This is a genomic window from Eubacterium aggregans, assembly GCF_900107815.1.
In the GTDB taxonomy this organism is placed as follows: domain Bacteria; phylum Bacillota; class Clostridia; order Eubacteriales; family Eubacteriaceae; genus Eubacterium_O; species Eubacterium_O aggregans.
The window spans coordinates 82,138-102,964 of sequence record NZ_FNRK01000010.1 but is presented as its reverse complement, the minus strand read 5'-3'; the positions used below and the strand labels follow the sequence as shown (position 1 = coordinate 102,964).

The following is a 20,827-nucleotide window of genomic DNA, read 5'->3' as shown; positions in this document are numbered from 1 at the left end:
ACTCATTCTCTTCCTTAAGACGTCGAATCTCTTTGTTCTGTGCCTTAACGTGCTGGCGTAAGGTGATAAGCTCCTCGGTCAGTGACATGGCGCTTGTTGGCGTCTGTGAACCTGGCCCCAGGTCTAACTTACCGAGTCGGCAGGATCTCATCCAAGAATACAATGTATTCTTGGGAATGCCGAGTTCCTTAGCTGCCTTAGACTGACCAATTTCTTTTCCCAGCTTCACGGCCTGTATCTTATATTCTGGATCATATTGTCTATTCTTTGCCATTTTTTCGTCTCCTCCTGACTCTTTGATTAGCTTAAATCCTTGTGAATCAGTTGTCAACTAAAACTATACAATATCAGTTATAGGTGATTTCCCTGTGGAAATATGCGTTATGTGTCAGAATGAAAATCTGTTTGATATAATCTGCCTTCGTTGCCGGGTCACCGCCCACAGCATTATTCTCACAAATTTGGATCATCTCACGCACCAATGCGCTGATGATAAATAGTGCACTGCTGTCCATACTGGACACTGGGTCGTCAATCACAACTATTTTGTTGAGCTGGCTGCCATCAGGATTATCACTACCTTTGACCTGATGGTAGAAATACAGAAACGCTATAAAGTTTCTCTCACCTTCACTCAGGTTTTCAGCGATAGCTTCATCTGGCCTTACGACCTCATAGACATTTGGTGTTCCTTCTTTTTCCCGAATGCTAAAGCCTTGGAAGCCAGAATCACGAAGCAGAATGTTCACGCTCTCAATTGTGGCTGTGGTATTCACACAGTCCTTATTAAGTTCAGTGATTTCACGAGTGAGCGTACTGATTGCTGTTCGCCGTGTTGAAATCTCCGTTATCAGCTTTGAAATTTCATCCTCCAAGGAGGACTTGCTGGTCTTGTAACGACTAATCTGGTCAGCCAGCAAGAAAGCAATATGTTCCCAGACGGCTGTTCTGTATTCTGCCTGCTTCTTGGGCTTGGCATCGAGGACACTATTGTTCTCTCTGATGAGTGTGTTAAAGCCATCAATGATGGTCTCCAATTCACTCAGCATCGTTGCTACGTCCTCAATTTCGACAACGCTGGCTGGCTCGTCTATCTTTTCTTTTATCTTCTGCAGGTTTGTTGCAATAACACCCTTAATGGCTGCCACCTTATCTGTGAAAGGTGTAATATCCGTTCCGGGCATCAGCTCCGCAGGTGGTTTAAGCAACGGGGCTACCATCACGTTTGCTGCATTACGGTAAGCCTCGTAGTAATCAGATAAGGCTTGCTTCGCTTCCTGATAACTGGAATCGAAGCAGGCTTGCAAATCCTCCTCAAAACTAACCGGCATAGGCTGCTGGCAATATGGGCAGGTAGTTCCTGCCGCTTTATGAAATTGCTCGTGGCCCTGCTGCACCCAACTGGCTGCATTTATCTTCTTTAGGAACTGCGCAAATGGTGTGTCGGCACTACTCACGATTCTCTTGCCAAGAATATCCCTGCCTTCAAGTTCGTCCAAAGCTGCTGGATTTGCAATTGAAGGAAATAGCTCATATTTTTTAGCATCGTCAGAATAGGCTACAGCATAGAGGCGACGCAACGCATCGACATCGTGTTCTTTAGGAGTTTTGACTTCAAGCACGCCTTCAGCAAAGGATTTCTTTTGCATCCTGTTTGCCTGCGTTTTCTTGAACTCCGCACGTAAGTCAGAGGTTTTCTCCCAGCATTCCTGTTGGAACTGCTCCAGCGCCTCTTGCAAAGCGGAAGTTTTCTTCGTTTTCGCATCTCCAGCTTCGGTAAAGGCCGTAGAGGCTTTTTCCTTTTGTGCCAGCTTCTCATCGACCTTTGCCTGAATAGCGACATTCACTTCATTCACGGTAAACACACCATGAAGGTTATGAAAGCTGTGCAGATTGGCATTGATGTAATCCAGATTATAAACATGTACTTTGTAATCGGAAACGGAGCGTCCCGGCTGCCACTCTACGCCGTTATCTACCTTTAACGCTTTGCCGATGGTGGACTTGCCCGTGCCATTGTTGCCAAAGAAGAAGTTCACATAGGTCGGTACAATCGATACCCCACAGCCTTTGTAGGAGGCATCATTCAGATTCAATTTCGTTATTTCTGCTGTAAGTTTATCCCTCATGCTTTCACCTCCCGTCAGAAGCCAAATAGGGAAATATGCGCATCGGTCAGTTCTTCTTTCAAGTTGATGTGCTTGATAGCCCAAAACTATTGAATTCTTCTTCGTTATCCTTTGCTTTTTTGAATTCTGCTTCTTGAATAAAGATTTGTCTACCATCATTTATATCTGTATTAACTAAAAATTCAACTTTCATATGACCTCCAAATAATATCTACAAATCCAACTGTTCCAGAATATCCAATCCGCTGCCTAAGCTTCCTCTGTCATCTAAATCACTGCTTCAATGCCCGACATCTAAATCGGCGTCTAAACTATACACTCTTTTTCTGTTTCCTGCCTTTTGCCCTGTTTCCGCAGAGCGTTAGGTTTAGACCTCGGATTGGATGTTTTCGTACTCTCAATAGCAAAAAAGACCTGAAATCAGGCCTTTTTCACACTTATTTACCTGACCTTAGACATCAGAACTACCGTCTCAACATGCCCGGTCCGACAAAAAACATCCACCGGCCGGGCCCCTTTCAGGGCGTATCCCAAGGCCCCGAAGGCCTTCACGTCCCGGGCCAGGGTCGCCGGATTACAGGAGACATACACCACCCGGGGAACCCGGTGATGGTGGATTAGCTCGATGATATGGGCATCCACTCCCTTCCGGGGAGGGTCCAGCACCACCAGGTCCGGGGGACCCTCACTGGCAATGCACTGGGCCACCAGGGCTTCCGCCTTGCCACAGTAGAAAACCGCATTATCCACCCCATTACGGGCCGCATTCTCCCGGGCATCCACCACCGCATCGGCAATCACCTCAATGCCCACCACCAACCTGGCCTGGGCAGCTAAAAAAATACCGATGGTCCCCGTCCCGCAAAACAGATCGTAGACCACCTCATGCCCACTCAGGGCCGCAGCCTTTAAGACCTCTTGGTACAGCACCAGGGTTTGCTGGGTATTGACCTGGAAAAAGGACCGGGGAGAAATGGAAAAAGCCAAATGCCCAAGGGTCTCCTCAATCCGGGGTTCCCCCCAAAGGCACCGGGTCTCCTTCCCCAAAATGGTATTGCCCGGCCGGGCATTGATATTCACATTCAGGCTCTTAAGGCCCGGGATGCGGGGGACCAGGAAGTCGATGATCCCCTGAGCCTTGGCCTCGTCCCAGGTGGACACCACCAGGGTCAGCATTTCATCCCCCTGAGTACTCGTCCGCTGGACGATTCCCCGGAGTTCCCCCCGGTGCCGGGCCTCATTGTAAGGGGTCAGGATGCCCTCAGACACCAGCGCCTCCCCGGCGGCAATGACCGCCCGACAGCTCACCTGCTGGTTTAGGCAATCCGCAATGGGAATGAGGCCATGGCTCTGGCGCTTATAAAAGCCAACGCCCGAGGCATCCACCTTGAACTGGGCTTTATTCCGGTAACGACAGGGATTTTCCATCCCCAGGGTTTCGGCCACCCGGTCCTCCGCGTCGGCCACCCCGCCGATCCGGGACAGAGCATCCACCACAAATTTGCGCTTGAGCCGAAGCTCCGCCCCGTAGGTCATCTGCTGGGTCTGACATCCCCCACACTCCCCAAAATACGGGCAATCCGGGGTGATCCGATCAGGAGAAGGCGTCTCAATGGCGATGATCCGCCCTACGCCGTACCGGGGCTTCACCGCTGTAATGGCCACCCGCACCGTATCTCCCGGCACCCCATCATCCACAAAAATCGTCAAGCCATGGACCCGGCCGATACCCTGGCCCTTCTGGGTAAAATCCATAATGGTGAGGGTGAGGTGCTCACCCACCGCTAGGGGGTTAGTCTGCATTTAAAAATCCTTTCAATTTCTCAAAGGTTTCGTCACTGATAATATGCTCGATATTACAGGCATCTTCCTCGGCCACCGGGGCACTCACCTTTAGGACATCCGTTAAAAAGCGCATAATCAGGCAGTGCTTTTCATAAATGGCCATGCCCTTGGCCTTTCCGGCCTCGGTGAGGTAGATCTGGCCATAGCGCTCGTGCTCCACATAGCCCATCTCCTTCAGTTTCCGGACAGCATCGTTGGCGCTGGCCTTGGTCACCTTCATGGCCGTGGCCAAGTCCGTCACCCGGACGCCCTTCCCTTCCTTTGAATAATCCAGGTAGATGGTTTCAATATAATCTTCGATGGATTGGGTTAATTTTTCATTCATTTCGTCACCTTCTCTTGCCCCGGGGGGGCGTCTTCCTTCCTTTTTGTGGGTTCTTTGGGCCCTTGGATGGGGGTGCCCAGATAAGGGCATCTTTTCCCGGTCCCATTAAATCCTGGCGTCCGGCCTTGATTAAGGCTTCCCGGACCAGGGCTTTATTCTTCGGGTTATTAAACTGCAGCAGTGCCCGCTGGAGGGTTTTTTCACGCCCCTTGGGCACATAAATGGGGGCCATGGTCCGGGGATCGATCCCGGTGTAATACATGGCCGTAGCCAGACTTCCCGGGGTGGGATAAAAATCCTGGACCTGCTCGGGGATCATGCGATGAGCCTTGAAATAGACACTCAGCGCCACCGCATCCTGTAAGGTGCTCCCCGGATGGCTGCTGATGAAATAAGGGACGATGTACTGTTCCATGCCCAGTTTCCGATTCATGGCCTCAAAACGGGCCACAAAGGCCTCGTAAACCTCAAAAGCCGGCTTGCCCATGGCCGATAGTACCGTATTCCCCAGATGCTCCGGAGCCACCCGGAGCTGGCCGCTGATATGGTATTTCACCAGCTCCTTAAGGAGACCGCTTTCCTTATCCTTAAGGAGATAATCGTAACGGATACCGGAGCGCACAAAGACCTTTTTAACCCCGGGGATCTGCCGGGCTTCCTTTAGAATATCACAATAAGCTCGCTCATCGCAATCCAGATTTTTACAGGGGGTTGGAAATAAACATTCCCGATGGCGGCAGACTCCGGAGGTTGTTTGTTTTTCACAGGCCGGATTTCTGAAGTTCGCCGTGGGTCCCCCGATATCGTGGATGTACCCCTTAAAATCTGACATCTGTGTCATTTTCTTAATTTCCCCTAAAATAGAGGCCTTGCTCCGTCTCTGCATATACCGACCCTGGTGGATGGCCAGGGCACAGAAGGCACAGCTGCCAAAGCACCCTCGATTGGCGGTGACGCTGAATTTCACCTCTTCAAAGCTGGGGACCGGCGACCCGCCCCCCAGCAGCCTGCCGGTATAGGGCAAATCATAAATATCGTCCATCTCCATCTCCGTCAGGGGCATCTGAGGGGGATTCTGCATAAAATAGACGCCGTCCACCTCCTGGATATAGGGCTCTTCACAAAAGGGATCGTTCGACCCCTGGATGAGGGCAGCGCCCTGGGCAAAGGCCTGTTTATCCCCGGCCACCTGGGCAAAGCTGGGGAGGAAGATGCCCTCCTGGGGCTTTTCCGTCACCAGGCAGCCCGTTCCCCGAATATAGGTCAGGGCGTCCACCGGCAGTCCGGCCTTCAGAGCCTCGGCTACCTCCAGGATGGCCTTCTCCCCCATGCCATAAACCACTAAGTCCCCCTGACAGTCGTACAGGATGGGCCGCCGCACCCCGTCCTGCCAATAATCGTAATGGGCAAACCGCCGCAGGCTGGCCTCTATCCCTCCGATGATAATGGGGCACCCGGGAAAGGCGTAGCGGATGAGGCTGCAGTAAGTGATGATGGCACGATTCGGGCGTTTCCCAGGGACCCCCCCTGCAGAATAGGCATCATCGTGGCGCTTCTTTTTATTCACCGTGTAATGGTTCACCATGGAATCCAGATTGCCAGCGGTCACCAGAAATCCAAGGCGCGGCGGGCCCAGGGCCTTTATCTCCTCCGGTCCCTGCCACCGGGGCTGGCTGATGACCCCCACCCGGTAGCCATGAGCATTTAAGACCCGGGCGATGATGGCCGCCCCACAGCTGGAATGATCCACAAAGGCATCCCCAGTCACCAGAATAAAATCCGGTTCTGCCCATCCCAGGGCCGCCATCTCATCCTGGTTTTTCGGAAAGGGCAAGGGTTGTTGTTTCATCCCACCACCCCCACGCATAAGGCCGGCCAGTTCACCGCCACCACGGCGGCCACCAGCAGGTAAGTGAGTTGGCAAAGCTCTATGGTCATGCCGATGGTATCTCCAGTCATCCCCCCAATGCTTTTTTTAAAGAGGTGGCAGAGGTAAGCGGCCATGACCATGGCCCCCAGGGTAGCCACACCGGCGACCCAACCAATGAATACGTACCCTAGGCCCATGATCAGGATAAAATACAGGGCCACATGCCAAAACCGGGTGATCTCCACAATGCGTTTTCCCAGTCCGCCGCCCCCCTCGGCATAGATGGAGAAGTAACAATTCTGGATACCACAGAAGCGGCCCACCACCGGGGCCAGAACAATGGCCACGGGGTACAGGGGTAGGATGGTCTGGTAAGCGGCAAAGCTCCCCAGAAAGAGGATGATTAAGGCGATGGCCCCAAAAGAGCCCAGTCGGCTGTCCTTCATGATTTCCATCACCCGAGCCCGGTCTCTAGCGCTCATCAGACCATCGGTGGTGTCGGCCACCCCATCTAAATGGAGGCCTCCGGAAATAAAGAGATAGGCCAAGATGAGGATGACCCCACCAATGGCTGGAACGCGAAGAAAGCCCGTAAGCCAGGCTACCAGATACAGCCACAGCCCAATGAGCAGCCCTACAATGGGCATGGCGGTCATGGACTGATAAAACTCATCCTCCGTCACATCCGCCACATTAATTTTAATGCGGGTAAAAAACGAAATGGCAATTAATAATTTACGCATACATACTCCTTAATTTCAATGGACTAAAAAACAAAGAAGATGAACATCCTAATGGAAATCCACCTTCTTTATCATATCATGACCTTGGGGCGTTTACCAAGCTTTCCCAAAGATTTATTCGTCCTTCATTCCAAATTTGCTGTCGATCAGGTTCTCGAGTTTTGTCATTGCGGCGGCTTCATCATCTCCGGCAATCTCAAGGGTAATTTCGTCCCCCTGCTGCACGGATAGAATCATGACTCCCATGATGCTTTTGGCATTGACACGGGTAGACCCTTTGCTGATATAGATTTCACTGGCAAACCGATTTGTATTTTGTACAAACACAGATGCTGGTTTCGAGTGTAAACCCGCGCGGTTTTTAATCACCACATTTTTCGTTATCACGTCACACACCCCTTCTATCGGAATTTTCTATCGATTACATTATACAATGGATTTCATAAATTAGCAAGAGCTTTACTTGGAAATTCATGACTTGCCTTTATCTTTTATTAATTATATAATAGACATGTTAAAAAAATCATTATAGGAGGATATTATGTCAGAAGCAAAAGTGACAAAAGATATGGGCATTTTAGAAGCCGTCGAACAATATCCGGACTCTGTTCCGGTATTCCAGGCTTTTGGAATGCATTGTTTCGGCTGCATGGCCGCCCGTTTTGAAAACATCGAACAAGGGTGTGCTGCCCACGGGATCGATGCTGACGAAATGGTTAAGGCCATTAACAACGCGTTAAGTGCAGTCAAGTAATTATGAAAGCGACGCCTTCCCGGCGTCGTTTTTTATAACCAGCCTGGAATCATACCTATAAATTATTGATAAGGAGACACACCATGGGAAAAGAAAATCACACCTCACATCAACTGAGCCATCTCTTTAATGACCTGTTCACCATCACCTCCCCCCATATGCAGTACCTTAGGGATTCCAACTGCAGGGAATACATCGGGTATTATTCTGACTGCCTGCTCTGGGACTTTGGATACCTGAATTCCACCATTAATCAGCGCATTAACGCTGCGGTAATGACTCAACGGGCCTCGGGTTCCCCCATTAATATCGATGTGCTCATCACGGAAATCCAGGGGCTTCTCATTTCCCAGCTCCCCAAGGGACTTAAGTCCCTTTATTTCAACCAAACCGATTTCGGTAACATCCTAAGCCAAACTTTTTTAACGAAAAAGAACAAAAATTTCCTGACCCTGGAGTCCACAGGACTCCCCTTTCATCTTTCCGGAGAAAGGATTACCGCCATCAACGATTACCATAACATCGAAGATTTTGGAGATTTGGAGCGCTTTTTAAAGGATCAGAAAAAAAATACCGCAGCCTTCATTATTGACCCCTACATCAAGGAGAAGGGCCGTCTGGCCACCCCAGAGGAAATGGCCTCTCTGCTTCAATTTATCAATAAATCCGGCATTCCCCTCATTTGGATTGAAAGCAGTATCGGACTGGGGCGAACGGGGCAGGTGTTTACCACTGCTTACTACAATGCCAAGCCTGATCTACTGGTCTATAGCGGTGACCTCTTGGGAGATCGCCAAATCCACCTCTTGGCAACCACTAGAAAGTATAAAAAGGCCATTACCGACCAAGCACCGACTCTTCGTCCATCGGATGCCGGAGGACTGCTTATGTTTAAAGTGCTTTTAGAGTCCCTGGTACACGATGACATGCTGCTTCGTATACAGTCCCTGGGGCACCGCTTTCTTGGGAAGGTTCGGGCCCTGGACGCTAACACCACAGAAACCTTTTTATTCCGTGGGGTTGGGCTATGCCTTTTCCTGGATTTTCAAAAACCGGGAAAAGCCAAGGATTTCCAAAGCTTTATGGCATCCCGGGGGATACTCGTCCACTGCTCACAGTGGCGTCCATCCGTGGTCTGCCTCTTCCCGCCCTTTGTTTTAGAGGACGCTGACGTGGATACCTTCATCGAAGGGATGATGCAGTTTTTTGTGAAATAAAAGAATGAGGGGGGTCGCAAAACGCGCCCCCCCTTTTCACAGCACTGTGGCACTTTGCCACCCTTTATTATTTTTTCATGTAACGCGTTGCCATCTCCTGGGCAATGTCATTTAACATCCCCAAATCGTAGAAGAGCTGTAGGGTGCCATAGCGGTTCCGCAGTTCCTTGGCATAGGTGATAATATCCACCATATCCCCTTGGGTCAGCGGATAGCCGGACGGATCCGTCAAGCCCCCCAAACAGCCTAAAAGCGCCGGACAGGCCGCCAGCTTCTCACTCACGTCCCGCACCATCCCCAAAATCTCATCCTCATGAGCCTCAATGGCATCGATGCGCTTCAGCACCGCATCCCCATCATTTTGTCGGGCCGTATCGTACAGCTTAATCACCTCATCCGCCCCTAAGCCAAAGGAACGTTTGATTTCTGTTACCCAGACATCGTGATCAAAGGCTATCGCATGGGCCCGGGCCTTATCGTAATCCAGGGGCTTCGCTAAAAAGCTCTTATACATTTCCCCAATGAGACAGGTCGCCATCCCCACATTGGTGCCATGGAGCTCACCGTATTCCCCGGCGAAGATTGCCTTCATTTCCAGGAAGTGAGCAATATGGTGCTCCGAAGAAGAGGCGGGCCGGGAGAAGCCAATGTAGCTCATGGCGATGCCGATGAGCACCAGGGATTCCATGAGATATTGGAGAGCGGTGGGGTCTCGTTTTTCAAGCCCTGGCACCGTATCCACACATTTCTTAACGGAATACAGCACAAGCTCCCCAACCTCAGGGCAGTAGTATTCCCCATTAATCACCTGGGAGATTCGCCAATCGCTGATAGCCAGATATTTCCCAAGGACATCCCCTAAACCAGCGGCAATCATATGCATGGGCGCCGTGGCCAGATAATCCGTATCACCGATGATAGCAGCGGCACATTCCGCCGTGTACGTAATTTTCAAATTATTGTGGACCAGGGGCGAAACATTGGAGGCGTAGCCATCCATGGAGGGCGCCGTGGCCACAATGTAGTAAGGAACCCCGGCATGAAAAGCCACATAACGGGTAATATCATTGAGAGAGCCCGAACCCACAGCGATGATCAGAGCAATATCCTCGGGAAGCCTAGCACGCATCTCTTCCACATACCGGTCTTCGGCATGCATGGAGGCATGGGGGAATACATAATCCGTTGTGGAATAGCCCGCCTTCGTCAGCCGTTCCTTGACGTCCTTCCCCGCCACCCCCTCGGTATTGATATCGCTGACCACGAAGATCTTATCCACGGCCTTATCAAAGACTCGGTCGTCCTTTATGACCTGCTTGTCAATCATTGCGCCCAACTGGCCGATCACACCCTTCCCAATGGCAATATTCTGGATATTGGCCAAATGGGTCTTCCCACAGCTGCATTTGAATTCGGTATTAATTAATTCGTTAATTGTTTTATCTAAAAAACTCATTTTAATTTTGCTCTCCTGACATGAATTAAGTGATTAACGATCGATGGCGGCTTCCCTGATTTTCTTAAGGCGTTTCATCATATCGTTTTGGCCCCGGCCGAAAAGATTGTGGAGTTCTAAAAACTCAGCGTACAATTGATCATACACCTTGGCGTTGTCCTCATTTGGGATATACTCGATATCCGTTAAATTGGCCATCACCTTGGTGGCATCGAAGACAGAATCGTACCCGCCCCGGTCTGTTCCGGCAGCCAAAGCACCGAACACGGCGGCACCCAGGGCTGGACCATATTCAGAGCCTGCAATGCGGATGGGGCGTCTGGTAACATCGGCGTAGATCTGCATCATCATGGGGTTTTTCTGGGAAATCCCACCCGTTGCAAAAATCTTATCCGTATCCACACCGTGCTTTGCAAAGTTTTCAACAATGACGCGGGTGCCAAAGGCTGTGGCTTCGATTAAGGCACGATACATCTCTTCGGGCTTGGTGGTCAATCGCATTCCCATCATCAGCCCCACGAGATCGTTATCTAAGAGGATGGAGCGGTTTCCATTCCACCAGTCCAGGGCCACCAGGCCACTTTCCCCAGGATTCAGCTTAGAAGCCTTCTCCGTGAGATACTGGTGAAGGTTCATCCCTGCTTCCGCAGCGGCCTGGGCGTAGGACTGTGGCACGCAATTATCTACAAACCATGCAAAGTGGTCCCCCACGCAGCTCTGACCCGCTTCATACCCGATAAATCCTGGCAGCATACCGTCTTCCACTACCCCAAATGCCCCGGGGACAATGCGTTCCTGCTTGCTGACGAGCATATGGCAGCTGGAGGTTCCCATGATAATGAGCATCTGGTTTTCAGCCACTTCCTTTAGGGCTCCCGGCACCCCGGAATGGGCATCGATATTGGCTGTGGAAACCGCCGTCCCCACCTTAAGTCCCGTTAGCTTCGCCCCGGCTTCGTTAATCTCCCCAGCCTTGGTTCCAATGGCCTGAACCGGTGCCTTGAGCTTCTCTTCAATGACATTTTCCAACTTGGGATGCAGGGCCTTAAAGAATGCCTTGGAGGGATAGCCCTCGGTCTTATGCCACAATGCCTTGTACCCTGCTGCACAGGAATTCCGGACATTCACTCCCGTCATCTGCCAAATGATCCAGTCCCCGGCTTCCACATATTGGTCCATATCATCATAGAGCTCTGGGTTTTCTGCGGCAATCTTCCAAAGCCGTGGGAAAAGAGATTCCGACGAGGCCTTTCCCCCATAACGGGCCAAGAAAGTTTCCCCTCGCTGTTCGGCAATCTCCGTCAATCGGTTGGCATAATCCTGGGCGGCGTGGTGCTTCCATAACTGGACATAAGCCATGGGATCTTCCCGGTACTTTTCAGTAAAACACAGAGGGTTGCCCTGGGCATCCACCGGGAATACCGTACAGGCCGTAAAGTCGACCCCAACACCAATGACATCCTCCGCGCTGACATCGGTTTTTTTAAGAACATCTGGAATGGTGTGGGTAAGCACATCCAAATAATCCTGGGGATATTGCAGAGCGTAGTCCACTGGCAACTTTTTACCGTTTGGAAGGGCTTCCTCCATCACGGCATGGGGGTACTCATAGACGCTGGAGCCCATTTCCTTGCCGGTTTGAACATTGACCAAAACCGCACGGCCCGATAATGTCCCAAAATCAATACCAATCGAATATTTCGCCATTTTACTCTCCTTTTTTTCCGAACACTTTAAATCAGATTCGTGGTCCAACGGACTCCCCCCGACGGACTAATCTAGAATTTCCAGAAAGAAATTGATTAAATGTTCGAAATATGTTATATTTGTTCATATAATAGCACATTCTAAAAGAAGGGTCAATTCATTCTATCCAGAATTTTTGCATTGGTGCTTTTCTTTTGCAAAATTTCTAATGTGTGGCTAAGGAGATTCCGAAGTGGCAAAAAAACAACGACTTGAAGAAATATGGAAGATGATTGAAAAACGAGGAACTGTTGAAGTATCCCAACTCTGCTCGGTCTACAACGTTACCCCTATGACCATTCGACGGGATTTGGATACCCTGGAAGAGCAGGGGAAGATCATACGAACCCATGGTGGTGCCATCATCAACAACGAAGATCTTCTTTTGGAGAAGCCCATCCATTTAAGGCTGCATTCTAACATCCCCCTCAAAGAAGCCATTGGCCACGCCGCATCTCAGCTTTTGTACGACGGCGAACGAGTCCTCATTGCTTCGGGCTCCACCATCTATCACTTTGCCCGGATGATCGATAATTCAAGGCGGCTCATGGTGGTCACCAACAGCTTAAATGTCGCCACTGAGCTCAGCACGCGAAACAGCATTTCTATTCTCCAACTGGGAGGCAGCCTGCGCAGCAATACCCTGACCACTACTGGAAATTTCGCCTGCACCATGCTGGAGCAATTTCATTTTGATGCCTGTTTCGTTGGTGCGACGGCTCTGGATACCGATGGTATTTTCTACCACCACAGCCTGGTGGAAAAGGACATCTTCGACCGCCTGCGTACTTTAACAGATCAAATCATCCTGTTGGCCGATTCCAGCAAACTGGGTCAACAGGATTTTGTCAAAGTCGGTCAACTGAAAGCCGGCGATACCCTCATCACCGATACCAACATCCCAGGGGATTTAAAAGCCCACTTTGAAAAACAGGACATCCGCATTCTCTGCGCCCAGGACAACAAAAACTAAAAAAGTGATGGCATTACCTGCCATCACGAAGTGTCGATAAAAGTAGTGGGGCGGTAGGGGTAGCCCTCAGTGAAGGGACACCCCCCTTTACCTTACCCCTCTAATGCCCGCAATGCCCGGAGCCACAGCCCTGGCTGCCACATTGGTGCGCTTCCCCGTGGCCATGGTGGTCGCAATTGGCCTCTGTATTTTGCTGAAGGGACCCCGCCAGCAGTGCTTCCACCGCATCATCTGCGGATCCCTTCACTCCAGCAAATAGATCAATCCCCACTTCGGATAAAGCGCGCTGGGCGCCACCACCGATCCCGCCACAAATCAGAGTATCCACATCCAGCTTATGGAGGATATCCGCCAGGGCACCGTGGCCAGAGCCATTGGTATTTACCGTAGTAGCGGTCACTACCCGTCCATCTTGGATATCATACACCTTAAAACGCTCGGTGTGACCAAAATGCTGAAAAATCCAACCATCTTCATACGTTACTGCGATTCTCATCAAATTCCTCCTTCGTGGGGACAATGAACCTTCATTTTGGCGCAGCGGTGGGGACAATGGCCATGACAGCCTCGGGCAGGGTGGTCACATAAAATAACATTCCCCCCCTCAATCTTTAGGCTCCTCCCCTCCACCAGGCAGACTGCCAGCTTTTTCCGGGCACTATTATAAATCGCCTGTGCCGTCGTCCGGGCAATATCCATACTCTTTGCACATTCCTCCTGGTTCAGTCCCTCCAAATCGATGAGCCGAATGGTTTCAAATTCATCCATCGCCAGAATAACCGGCTGGGCCTCATCACGCATCGGGACCGGGATTAAACCCGTATTTTGGGGTTTTGCACAAATACGCCGTTTTTTGCAAGGTCTTGGCATGCCCTCACATCCTTTCTTTCTGACATATGCCAGTAACACAATCATACGCTTATTTTCGGCATATGTCAATAATCATTTTTCTCCTGAACTCTCCAGGCCGCTTTCAGGTGCCCGATGGCATTGTAAATAGCGGCTTCCGTAAATCCAGCATACCCAAGAACCACCATATTCCGGGGCATCTGTTCCTCTGAACGAATGTAGTACTCGGATACCCCATAAACGCGGATTCCCTTTTCCTTGGCCTTGGCCACCAGCTCTGCTTCCGTCATGCCGTTTTCTACGGTGAGGAGAAGATGCAGCCCGGCACTATCCCCCAAAATGGTTATTTGATTTTCTCCGTTGAGATCATTGCCTCCAATGGCGGCGACCATGGCATCCCGACGGCGGCCATAAATTTTATGCATTCGATGGAGATGCCGCTCAAAATGCCCATCCATCATAAAGCGGTGGAGGGTGTGCTGTTCAAAGCGGGACACCGTGGAGGAGTAAAAGGAAAAGAACTGGCAGTAGCGCTTTAAAAGCGGTGGCGGCAGGATCATATAGGAGATTCGCATGGATGGTGCCAGGCTCCGGGTAAAGGTATTGAAATAGATAACACAGTCCGATGAATCCAGGCCTTGGAGTGCGGGAATAGGCCGTCCCTTGAATCGGAACTCACTGTCATAGTCATCCTCCAGGATATACCGGCCCCTTTCCCCGGCAGCCCACTTAAGGAGCGCCATCCTTCTTCGAAGGGGCATGATAATCCCCAGAGGAAATTGATGAGAAGGTGTTGTATGGACCACCGATGCTCCGGATTCCTTTAAATGGATAATGGATAGCCCCTCTTGGTCTAAAGAAATGGGCGAAACCGATACCCCGGCAGACTGCAAGACACGGTATACTTTTTCATAATTGGGATTCTCCATGGCATATAGCTGGTCCCGACCGATAAGCTGGACAGCCAATCCCAGCAGATACTCAGAGCCCGCCCCCACAATAACCTGCTCCGGGGTACACCGTACCCCACGATACTGGTGGACATAATCAACGATGGCTTTTCTTAAAGGATAGTACCCCCTGGGGTCTACAGCCTTTAATAAGGCTCCATCCTCTTCACTGAGCACCTGGCGTGATATTTTTGCCCAGGTGGGAAAGGGGAAGCAGGACGCATCCACGGTGTTGGTCACAAAATCATACTCCCATTGCTCCTTTTTACCTGGCATGTAATCCCCATCCAAAGAAGGTGGTGCCGATACCGGGGTATCCGGCAGGACATCCTCCAGGGGGGTCACATAAAACCCACTGCGTGGCCGGGCTTCAATATAGCCCTCGGCCACCAACTGGTCATAGGCAGCGGCCACCGTATTCTGACTGATTTTAAGGTGCTCGGCCATCTGCCGTTTGGAGGTTAGTTTTTCACCTGTTTTTAAATTCCCTGCCATAATCTCTCGTCGGATCTGTTGGTATAATTGCCGATACAAGGGCTCGTAATGGTCATTTTTTAGTACAAAGGTCAGCATGGTCTCCTCCTGACTGTGTGGCCTGGGATGCGCGGTATTCTTCCATTTGTATCCGGTCCAGGATTTCCAGATCCCGGATTCCGGATAAGGATTCAAGATGGTGGCGAAATTCATGGCGCAGCACCCGACGCATCGCATCCCTCAGATCCTTTTCAGCCAGACCGCCATAAACCTGAACAAAGGACCCATAATAAAGCGTGATCCCCCGCCCCAGGGCATCGACAGTGTATTCCCCCATGATGTACAAGGGGGCCTCCGGCACGCTCTGGGGACTTCGTTTAGCACCCTCTTCAAGGATGATCAAACGGTTCAGTTCCCGATAAAAGTCCCTGGGCAGTTCGCCGGCCAGCTCCTCCAGTATTCCCTGGAAGCCATCAATCCCAATCATCCCGACACCCCATTTCTCTCAAAATACGAAAAAGGCTGCATACCATTGATACGCAGCCCGATCCATCTCCTTAGGAGCAGCCCGTCGTCGTCCCGCAATCCAGACACACCTTACACGTCCCATTACGCACTAAACGGTCACTCCCACAATTGGAGCAAACCTCACCATAGATCTTCTCACTCTCAGCCAGGTCGATTTCAGTCCCCAGGGATTCCGAATCCACCATGGTCATCTGCTTGGGCTCCCGCTCCGAACGATAATGATGATGGGCCGGCTTCACCTGGCAGCGGCTATAATCCCCACACTCAATGTCGATGACCTTGGAAATTAAATCCGAAATCGAAGAAGCATACTTAATATAAGGGTGTCTTGACACAAATCCCGAAGGCTCATACTTCTGTCCCCTTAAGATGGAAGAGATGTCCACCGGGGGGATATTGTATTGGAGCATGTGGGAAATCGTTTTAGACAAGGAGGCCAGCAGCCCCTTCACCACGGTCCCGTCCCGATCCGTCGAAACGAAAAGCTCTGAAATCCGATCATCCTCATAAAAGCCAATGGTGATATACAATTCGATATCCCCCATTTTGGCCGAATGGGTCCGGCTATTCCGAACCCCCTTGGGCTTCTTCCGGGTAGGCACCCCTTTGTTACACTTCTTGGCAAAGGCCAACAAATCCTTATAAGTGCAATCCTCCAGCTCTTCATCCGAAGAAATAGATTTCCCCGAGGATAAGGGCTGGGATGCCTTACAGCCATCCCGATAAATGGCAATGGCCTTGGCCCCGGTCTCATAGGCCAGGAGATGGATATTTCGCACCTCATCCACCGTAGCATCCGATGGCAGGTTGACGGTCTTAGACACCGACCCACTGATCATGGGGGTAATGGCCGCCACCATGAGCACATGGCCCTCGGGGCGGATGGTATTGGCCGTATCAAAGACTGGCAGATGCTCTGTCTTCAAATGGGGTGCCCCCTCCAGGGTATCGTGGACCATATAACCGGATTCATCCTTGTCCATCATATATTCTATAATATCCTGAATTTCCTCTTTATTGTAGCCCAAGGTATTCAGCGCCGTTTCGATCACCGGGTTAACGATTTCCATAGAACCGCCACCCACCAGCTTTTTAAAGACCACATGATTGTAGAAGGGCTCAACCGAGGTCGCCCCACAATCCATGGCAAAGGAAATCGTCCCCGTTGGGGCGATGACACTCACCTGGGCGTTTCGGTAGCCGTAGGCCGCGCCATACTCCATGGCATCCTGCCAAGCATCCTTCACCCGGCTGCTGATATTCTCAAAGCCCATGCTTAACAGGATGGGGTGGTCAATGAATACTGGCTTATAGGGAATCTCCTCCAGCGCATCCGTCAATGTCCCCGCTACCCGACTGTGGTTACGGATGACCCGAAGCATATACTTTTTGTTCACCTCGTACTTTTTAAAGGGACCCACGGCACTGGCCATGAGCGCCGAGACGTAATAGGAATGCCCGGTCATAATCCCGGCCAGAGCGGCAGTGAGGCTTCTGGCCTCCTCGGAATCATAGGGATAGCCCAGGGCTAAGATGACGGAAGCCGTATTGGCCAGGCCTAAACCCGTCGTTCGGAACAAATCGCTCTTTCTTGCCACATCCACCGTGGGGAATTGTCCCCAATGGATGGAGGCTTCCAAAACCAACTGGATAAGCCCTGCCAAGTGGGCAAAGAGCTCAACATCGATTTTCTTCGTCTTGGCATTGAAGAAACGATAAATGTTGATGGAGGCCAGATTACAGGCCGTATCATCTAAAAAAGCGTACTCTGAACACGGATTGGTGGCATTGATCCGATTTTTTTTCTGGGTCGTATCCCCATCCTCGCCACCGGGACAGGTGTGCCAGGCGTTAAAAATATCGTCAAATTGCAGGCCGGGGTCTGCACATTTCCAGGCCGCTGTGTTAATTTTATTCCAGATTTTGGCAACCGAAACCTCGTGGTCCACCTGGTGATCCACCCGGCCCTTCAGGGTCATGGTCCGCTGTGGATTATTCTGGAGATCCTTCACCGCCTCCATGAAGGTTCGGTTCAGACGGACAGAATTATTAGAATTCTGACCAGCCACGGTCCGGTAGGCTTCCCCGTCCATGGTGGTATCGTAGCCCATCTTCCCCAGGGCACGCACCTTCTCTTCCTCCCGGACCTTCCAATCGATAAAGGTCTCAATTTCAGGATGGTCCACATCGACAATGACCATTTTAGCCGCACGTCTGGTGGTTCCCCCAGACTTAATGGCACCGGCATTCCGGTCCAGGCCCAATAAAAAACTCATCATCCCAGAGGAATGGCCGCCGCTGGTCAGGGCTTCATTTTCACCCCGGAGAGATGAAAAGTTAGTTCCCACACCAGACCCGCCCTTAAAGAGCTTGGTTTCACTCACATAATGATCGGAGATAGAATGTTCCCCCAGCAGCTTATCTTCAATGGATAAAATAAAGCAGGCTGAGGACTGGGTTCTGGAAAAGCGATCCGGCGATTCCACCACCTTCCCCAGTTTTTCATCAAAATAGTACAGGCTGTCTGAATCCCCGGCAATGCCGTAGCTTCTTTTGATCCCGGTGTTGAACCACTGGGGTGAATTGGGGGCCCACATTTGGGAAAGCAGGGCAAAAACCAATTCATCGTAGAAGATCTGCCACTCGTCCTGGGTTGTGATAATCCCTTCATCTCTTAGGGCATCCGCCCAAAAGCCAACCATCCGATCCGCCACTTCCCGCATGCTGTATTCATAACCCCGTCCATTGGGAATCCCATTTCGACGGAAGTATTTGCTGGCAATGATATTGCAGGCATTCTGGGAATAGTTGCCGGGAAATTCCAGACCCGTCATTTCCAGAAGAATGTCACCCGTTTGATAGTTCATCAGGGTAACGTCAACCTCCTGCCACTCAAAAAGATCGTATACTGTTTTAGATCCATCGGCAATTTCTGCCGTAAAATGACGCATAAAAAGATCTTTGATGCTCTTCACTTCGTTCTCCAATTCTTGTTATTGCTGACCTACTATATATAGGTGCGATGCAATTATACCACACTTTAGACACCATATCTTGACTTTTTTATATGTAAAGCAGAAGCATTCCTCCAAGGCCCCACGCCCCGTCATTATGCGCTTTATAAAAAATCCTTAATTAACTCTTGGTGATGATGGAGGAGTCCATCGGCCAAGGAGTAGTCCACTATCCCCTCGGGAGCGCTGGTATAAGCCAGACACCTCATCCCCGCAGCTTTAGCCGCTAAGATGCCGTTATAGGAATCTTCAATGACCAGACATTCCCCGGGTGTAACCTCCAGGGCTTCAGCCGCCTTTAAAAAGATTTCCGGATCGGGTTTACAGACCACCACATCCGAAGCGGTAATCCGGGCTGCAAAATATTCCTGGAAGCCAGAGATTGCCAAAACCCGATCGACGGCTGCTGCATCAGAGCCGGATGCCACCCCTATCCGGTATCCCCGTTCTGACAAGACCTCTAAGGTCTCTGCAATCCCATCCATAAACCGCTTCTCCTGTTCATCGTCGAAAAGATAATCTAAATAGACCTGGATTTCCTGCTCTGCCAGGACCTCTGGGTCTTCCTTCAACTGATATTTGACCTGGAGCTTTTTCCACCAATTGTGAATCCCCATGCCCATATTCATCAGGGATTCCTCCCGGGTCATCTCAATCCCCAAATCCCGGTACATCTTAGCTTCGATTTTCTTATAAATCCCTTCAGAATCAATAATTACTCCGTCCATATCAAAAATAATGGCCTTAATCATTTTATCTTCCTCCTGCTTTCATACAATCGCAATTGAATTATTATACATTAAAAAGCCGTGGTAATCAAACCACGGCTTGGAGATATGGCTGGTCCTACTGAACTGTTTCCGTCTCAAAGGCTTTCCATGGAATATCCACTTCAGCCCCCTCATTAATAATCGCATCCACATGCATCAGCAGTGGGAAAGCGTCAAGGGAAACCTGGCCGTTCTTCGCCAGAGCCTTCACTGCCCGGGCGGTACGGGTTGCAATGACAATGGATTCTAAGGTCACGCCGGCCAGCTCTTCCATGGCCGCTTTAAAAGTCATCCCCCGACCCAGCAGCGTTCCAATTTTCCGGGTTCGTCCACCAAAGATGGTCACGTAAAGGTCCCCGGCACCATAAACGATGTTTTCCTCTAAACCATCCACAATGTTCAGCAGTGCCTTCATTTCCTTCACGGATTGTCCGAATAAAGCAGCCTGGGAATTGTAATGCTGGACCCCAACCCCTTCCCGCCGTTCAGCCAAACCCACCGCTAGGGATACTCCCAAGGCATAGGCATTCTTTAAGGCCACTGCACATTCCACCCCAACCACGTCCGTGGATAAGCTAATATGGTAATACTCCGTTGTAAAAAGTCCCTTTAAAAATTTTAGGGTTTCCATGTCATGGCCACAAAAGGCAACGGCTGAGTGATCCTTATCCGCCAGTTCATAGCTGGTGCAGGGGCCTCCGATGGCATTGATGGACAGACGGCTGCCTTCCGGTAAGCAGCTTTCCCAATAGGCAGGGTAGGTAATCATGGAGCCGTCCTCCTGATCGATCATTCCCTTGGTCACTGACAGCAGGGGAACGCTTTCTGGAATGATGGGTAAAATTTCTTCGGCAAACCAATCCACCCCAAAGCTGGAAACCCCACCTAAAACAGCGTCGGCACCCTTTAACGCTTCATCCACTTCATCAATCTGGTAGTACTGAATCCCATGATGGAGGGTCCGCTTTAAATTCAGATGAAAATCATCCTCCCTCAATCGATCAATAATCTGAACATCCAGGGGGGTCCCCACCAGACGGACCTCATGGCCATTTTCAAAAGTAGGGAAGGTCAATGCTGATGCCATTTGTCCAGCGCCGATAAAGGTAATTATACTCATTTTAAACTCCTTATTGATTCACTCAAATTTACAGCCGATGCTTCTTATTGACTATAGTTTAAAC

The 20,827-nt window shown here is 50.5% G+C and carries 20 protein-coding genes; 3 read left to right on the top strand and 17 right to left on the bottom strand.

What is annotated here, in order from left to right; all coding sequences use genetic code 11:
- The 8 genes from BLW33_RS07435 to BLW33_RS07405 form a co-directional block, all read right to left on the bottom strand.
- Positions 1-274: transposase (locus tag BLW33_RS07435; RefSeq protein WP_090307083.1), on the bottom strand; the 274-nt coding region annotated here is incomplete at its 3' end.
- Positions 275-347: 73 nt separating this feature from the next.
- Positions 348-2,129: an AAA family ATPase gene (locus BLW33_RS07430; RefSeq protein WP_176966659.1), complete on the bottom strand. Its 1,782-nt coding sequence runs from the start codon at positions 2,127-2,129 to the stop codon at positions 348-350.
- 58 nt (positions 2,130-2,187) lie between these two features.
- Positions 2,188-2,322, bottom strand: coding sequence for a hypothetical protein (locus BLW33_RS14470; protein WP_278286194.1), 135 nt, complete (start codon positions 2,320-2,322; stop codon positions 2,188-2,190).
- A 248-nt stretch (positions 2,323-2,570) separates the two neighbouring features.
- Positions 2,571-3,932 carry a 23S rRNA (uracil(1939)-C(5))-methyltransferase RlmD gene (gene rlmD, locus BLW33_RS07425; RefSeq protein ID WP_090307079.1) on the bottom strand — a complete coding sequence of 454 codons (1,362 nt, stop codon included), beginning with the start codon at positions 3,930-3,932 and terminating at the stop codon, positions 2,571-2,573.
- On the bottom strand, positions 3,922-4,299 hold the full coding sequence (locus tag BLW33_RS07420) for a metal-dependent transcriptional regulator (protein ID WP_090307076.1): 378 nt from the start codon (positions 4,297-4,299) through the stop codon (positions 3,922-3,924). The genes rlmD and BLW33_RS07420 overlap by 11 nt, the downstream gene beginning before the upstream one ends.
- A 4-nt stretch (positions 4,300-4,303) precedes the next feature.
- A complete protein-coding gene (locus BLW33_RS07415; protein ID WP_090307073.1) occupies positions 4,304-6,148 on the bottom strand; it encodes a YgiQ family radical SAM protein in 1,845 nt (614 codons plus the stop codon).
- The gene (gene cobS, locus BLW33_RS07410; RefSeq protein ID WP_090307070.1) at positions 6,145-6,912 is read right to left on the bottom strand and encodes an adenosylcobinamide-GDP ribazoletransferase; all 768 of its coding nucleotides are present in this window, start codon (positions 6,910-6,912) and stop codon (positions 6,145-6,147) included. The genes BLW33_RS07415 and cobS overlap by 4 nt, the downstream gene beginning before the upstream one ends.
- A 114-nt stretch (positions 6,913-7,026) precedes the next feature.
- Positions 7,027-7,239, bottom strand: coding sequence for an HPr family phosphocarrier protein (locus tag BLW33_RS07405; protein WP_242911625.1), 213 nt, complete (start codon positions 7,237-7,239; stop codon positions 7,027-7,029).
- A 214-nt stretch (positions 7,240-7,453) separates the two neighbouring features.
- On the opposite strand from BLW33_RS07405, the gene BLW33_RS07400 reads away from it, so the two are divergent.
- Together BLW33_RS07400 and BLW33_RS07395 are read left to right on the top strand one after the other, a co-directional pair.
- On the top strand, positions 7,454-7,666 hold the full coding sequence (locus BLW33_RS07400; protein ID WP_090307063.1) for a DUF1858 domain-containing protein: 213 nt from the start codon (positions 7,454-7,456) through the stop codon (positions 7,664-7,666).
- 83 nt (positions 7,667-7,749) lie between these two features.
- A complete protein-coding gene (locus tag BLW33_RS07395) occupies positions 7,750-8,883 on the top strand; it encodes an aminotransferase class III-fold pyridoxal phosphate-dependent enzyme (protein ID WP_090307060.1) in 1,134 nt (377 codons plus the stop codon).
- A 67-nt stretch (positions 8,884-8,950) separates the two neighbouring features.
- Here the strand turns inward: BLW33_RS07395 and BLW33_RS07390 are convergent, their stop codons facing one another.
- Positions 8,951-10,339, bottom strand: a complete 1,389-nt coding sequence (locus tag BLW33_RS07390) for a sn-glycerol-1-phosphate dehydrogenase (RefSeq protein WP_090307057.1) — start codon at positions 10,337-10,339, stop codon at positions 8,951-8,953.
- A 33-nt stretch (positions 10,340-10,372) separates the two neighbouring features.
- Complete coding sequence (locus tag BLW33_RS07385) at positions 10,373-12,046, bottom strand: ribulokinase (RefSeq protein WP_090307054.1); 1,674 nt, start codon at positions 12,044-12,046, stop codon at positions 10,373-10,375.
- A gap of 232 nt (positions 12,047-12,278) precedes the next feature.
- Between BLW33_RS07385 and BLW33_RS07380 the strand changes: the two genes are divergently transcribed.
- On the top strand, positions 12,279-13,058 hold the full coding sequence (locus BLW33_RS07380; protein ID WP_090307051.1) for a DeoR/GlpR family DNA-binding transcription regulator: 780 nt from the start codon (positions 12,279-12,281) through the stop codon (positions 13,056-13,058).
- 100 nt (positions 13,059-13,158) lie between these two features.
- Here BLW33_RS07380 and BLW33_RS07375 read toward each other — a convergent pair whose 3' ends face one another.
- From BLW33_RS07375 to BLW33_RS07345, 7 genes are all read right to left on the bottom strand, one after another.
- Positions 13,159-13,554, bottom strand: coding sequence for a NifB/NifX family molybdenum-iron cluster-binding protein (locus tag BLW33_RS07375; protein ID WP_090307048.1), 396 nt, complete (start codon positions 13,552-13,554; stop codon positions 13,159-13,161).
- A complete protein-coding gene (locus tag BLW33_RS07370; RefSeq protein ID WP_090307100.1) occupies positions 13,554-13,928 on the bottom strand; it encodes a DUF134 domain-containing protein in 375 nt (124 codons plus the stop codon). Before BLW33_RS07370 ends, BLW33_RS07375 begins: the two co-directional genes overlap by 1 nt.
- 65 nt (positions 13,929-13,993) lie before the next feature.
- Positions 13,994-15,430 (bottom strand): MocR-like pyridoxine biosynthesis transcription factor PdxR, encoded by a 1,437-nt coding sequence (gene pdxR, locus BLW33_RS07365; protein ID WP_090307046.1) that lies wholly within the window; start codon positions 15,428-15,430, stop codon positions 13,994-13,996.
- Positions 15,405-15,818: a metallopeptidase family protein gene (locus BLW33_RS07360; RefSeq protein WP_090307043.1), complete on the bottom strand. Its 414-nt coding sequence runs from the start codon at positions 15,816-15,818 to the stop codon at positions 15,405-15,407. The genes pdxR and BLW33_RS07360 overlap by 26 nt, the downstream gene beginning before the upstream one ends.
- A 70-nt stretch (positions 15,819-15,888) precedes the next feature.
- Positions 15,889-18,834 carry a vitamin B12-dependent ribonucleotide reductase gene (locus tag BLW33_RS07355; RefSeq protein ID WP_090307039.1) on the bottom strand — a complete coding sequence of 982 codons (2,946 nt, stop codon included), beginning with the start codon at positions 18,832-18,834 and terminating at the stop codon, positions 15,889-15,891.
- 143 nt (positions 18,835-18,977) lie between these two features.
- Positions 18,978-19,625 carry an HAD family hydrolase gene (locus BLW33_RS07350; protein ID WP_090307037.1) on the bottom strand — a complete coding sequence of 216 codons (648 nt, stop codon included), beginning with the start codon at positions 19,623-19,625 and terminating at the stop codon, positions 18,978-18,980.
- A 94-nt stretch (positions 19,626-19,719) separates the two neighbouring features.
- Complete coding sequence (locus tag BLW33_RS07345) at positions 19,720-20,763, bottom strand: glycerol-3-phosphate dehydrogenase (protein WP_090307034.1); 1,044 nt, start codon at positions 20,761-20,763, stop codon at positions 19,720-19,722.
- Positions 20,764-20,827: the final 64 nt, after the last annotated feature.

Coding starts and splice junctions, on each gene's coding strand:
- pdxR (WP_090307046.1), bottom strand. CDS start 15,430: ATGCTGACCTTTGTACTAAAAAATGACCATTACGAGCCCTTGTATCGG.
- BLW33_RS07370 (WP_090307100.1), bottom strand. CDS start 13,928: ATGCCAAGACCTTGCAAAAAACGGCGTATTTGTGCAAAACCCCAAAAT.
- BLW33_RS14470 (WP_278286194.1), bottom strand. CDS start 2,322: ATGAAAGTTGAATTTTTAGTTAATACAGATATAAATGATGGTAGACAA.
- BLW33_RS07360 (WP_090307043.1), bottom strand. CDS start 15,818: ATGATTGGGATTGATGGCTTCCAGGGAATACTGGAGGAGCTGGCCGGC.
- BLW33_RS07420 (WP_090307076.1), bottom strand. CDS start 4,299: ATGAATGAAAAATTAACCCAATCCATCGAAGATTATATTGAAACCATC.
- BLW33_RS07375 (WP_090307048.1), bottom strand. CDS start 13,554: ATGAGAATCGCAGTAACGTATGAAGATGGTTGGATTTTTCAGCATTTT.
- BLW33_RS07390 (WP_090307057.1), bottom strand. CDS start 10,339: ATGAGTTTTTTAGATAAAACAATTAACGAATTAATTAATACCGAATTC.
- BLW33_RS07345 (WP_090307034.1), bottom strand. CDS start 20,763: ATGAGTATAATTACCTTTATCGGCGCTGGACAAATGGCATCAGCATTG.
- BLW33_RS07415 (WP_090307073.1), bottom strand. CDS start 6,148: ATGAAACAACAACCCTTGCCCTTTCCGAAAAACCAGGATGAGATGGCG.
- rlmD (WP_090307079.1), bottom strand. CDS start 3,932: ATGCAGACTAACCCCCTAGCGGTGGGTGAGCACCTCACCCTCACCATT.
- BLW33_RS07350 (WP_090307037.1), bottom strand. CDS start 19,625: ATGATTAAGGCCATTATTTTTGATATGGACGGAGTAATTATTGATTCT.
- BLW33_RS07400 (WP_090307063.1), top strand. CDS start 7,454: ATGTCAGAAGCAAAAGTGACAAAAGATATGGGCATTTTAGAAGCCGTC.
- BLW33_RS07395 (WP_090307060.1), top strand. CDS start 7,750: ATGGGAAAAGAAAATCACACCTCACATCAACTGAGCCATCTCTTTAAT.
- cobS (WP_090307070.1), bottom strand. CDS start 6,912: ATGCGTAAATTATTAATTGCCATTTCGTTTTTTACCCGCATTAAAATT.
- BLW33_RS07430 (WP_176966659.1), bottom strand. CDS start 2,129: ATGAGGGATAAACTTACAGCAGAAATAACGAAATTGAATCTGAATGAT.
- BLW33_RS07385 (WP_090307054.1), bottom strand. CDS start 12,046: ATGGCGAAATATTCGATTGGTATTGATTTTGGGACATTATCGGGCCGT.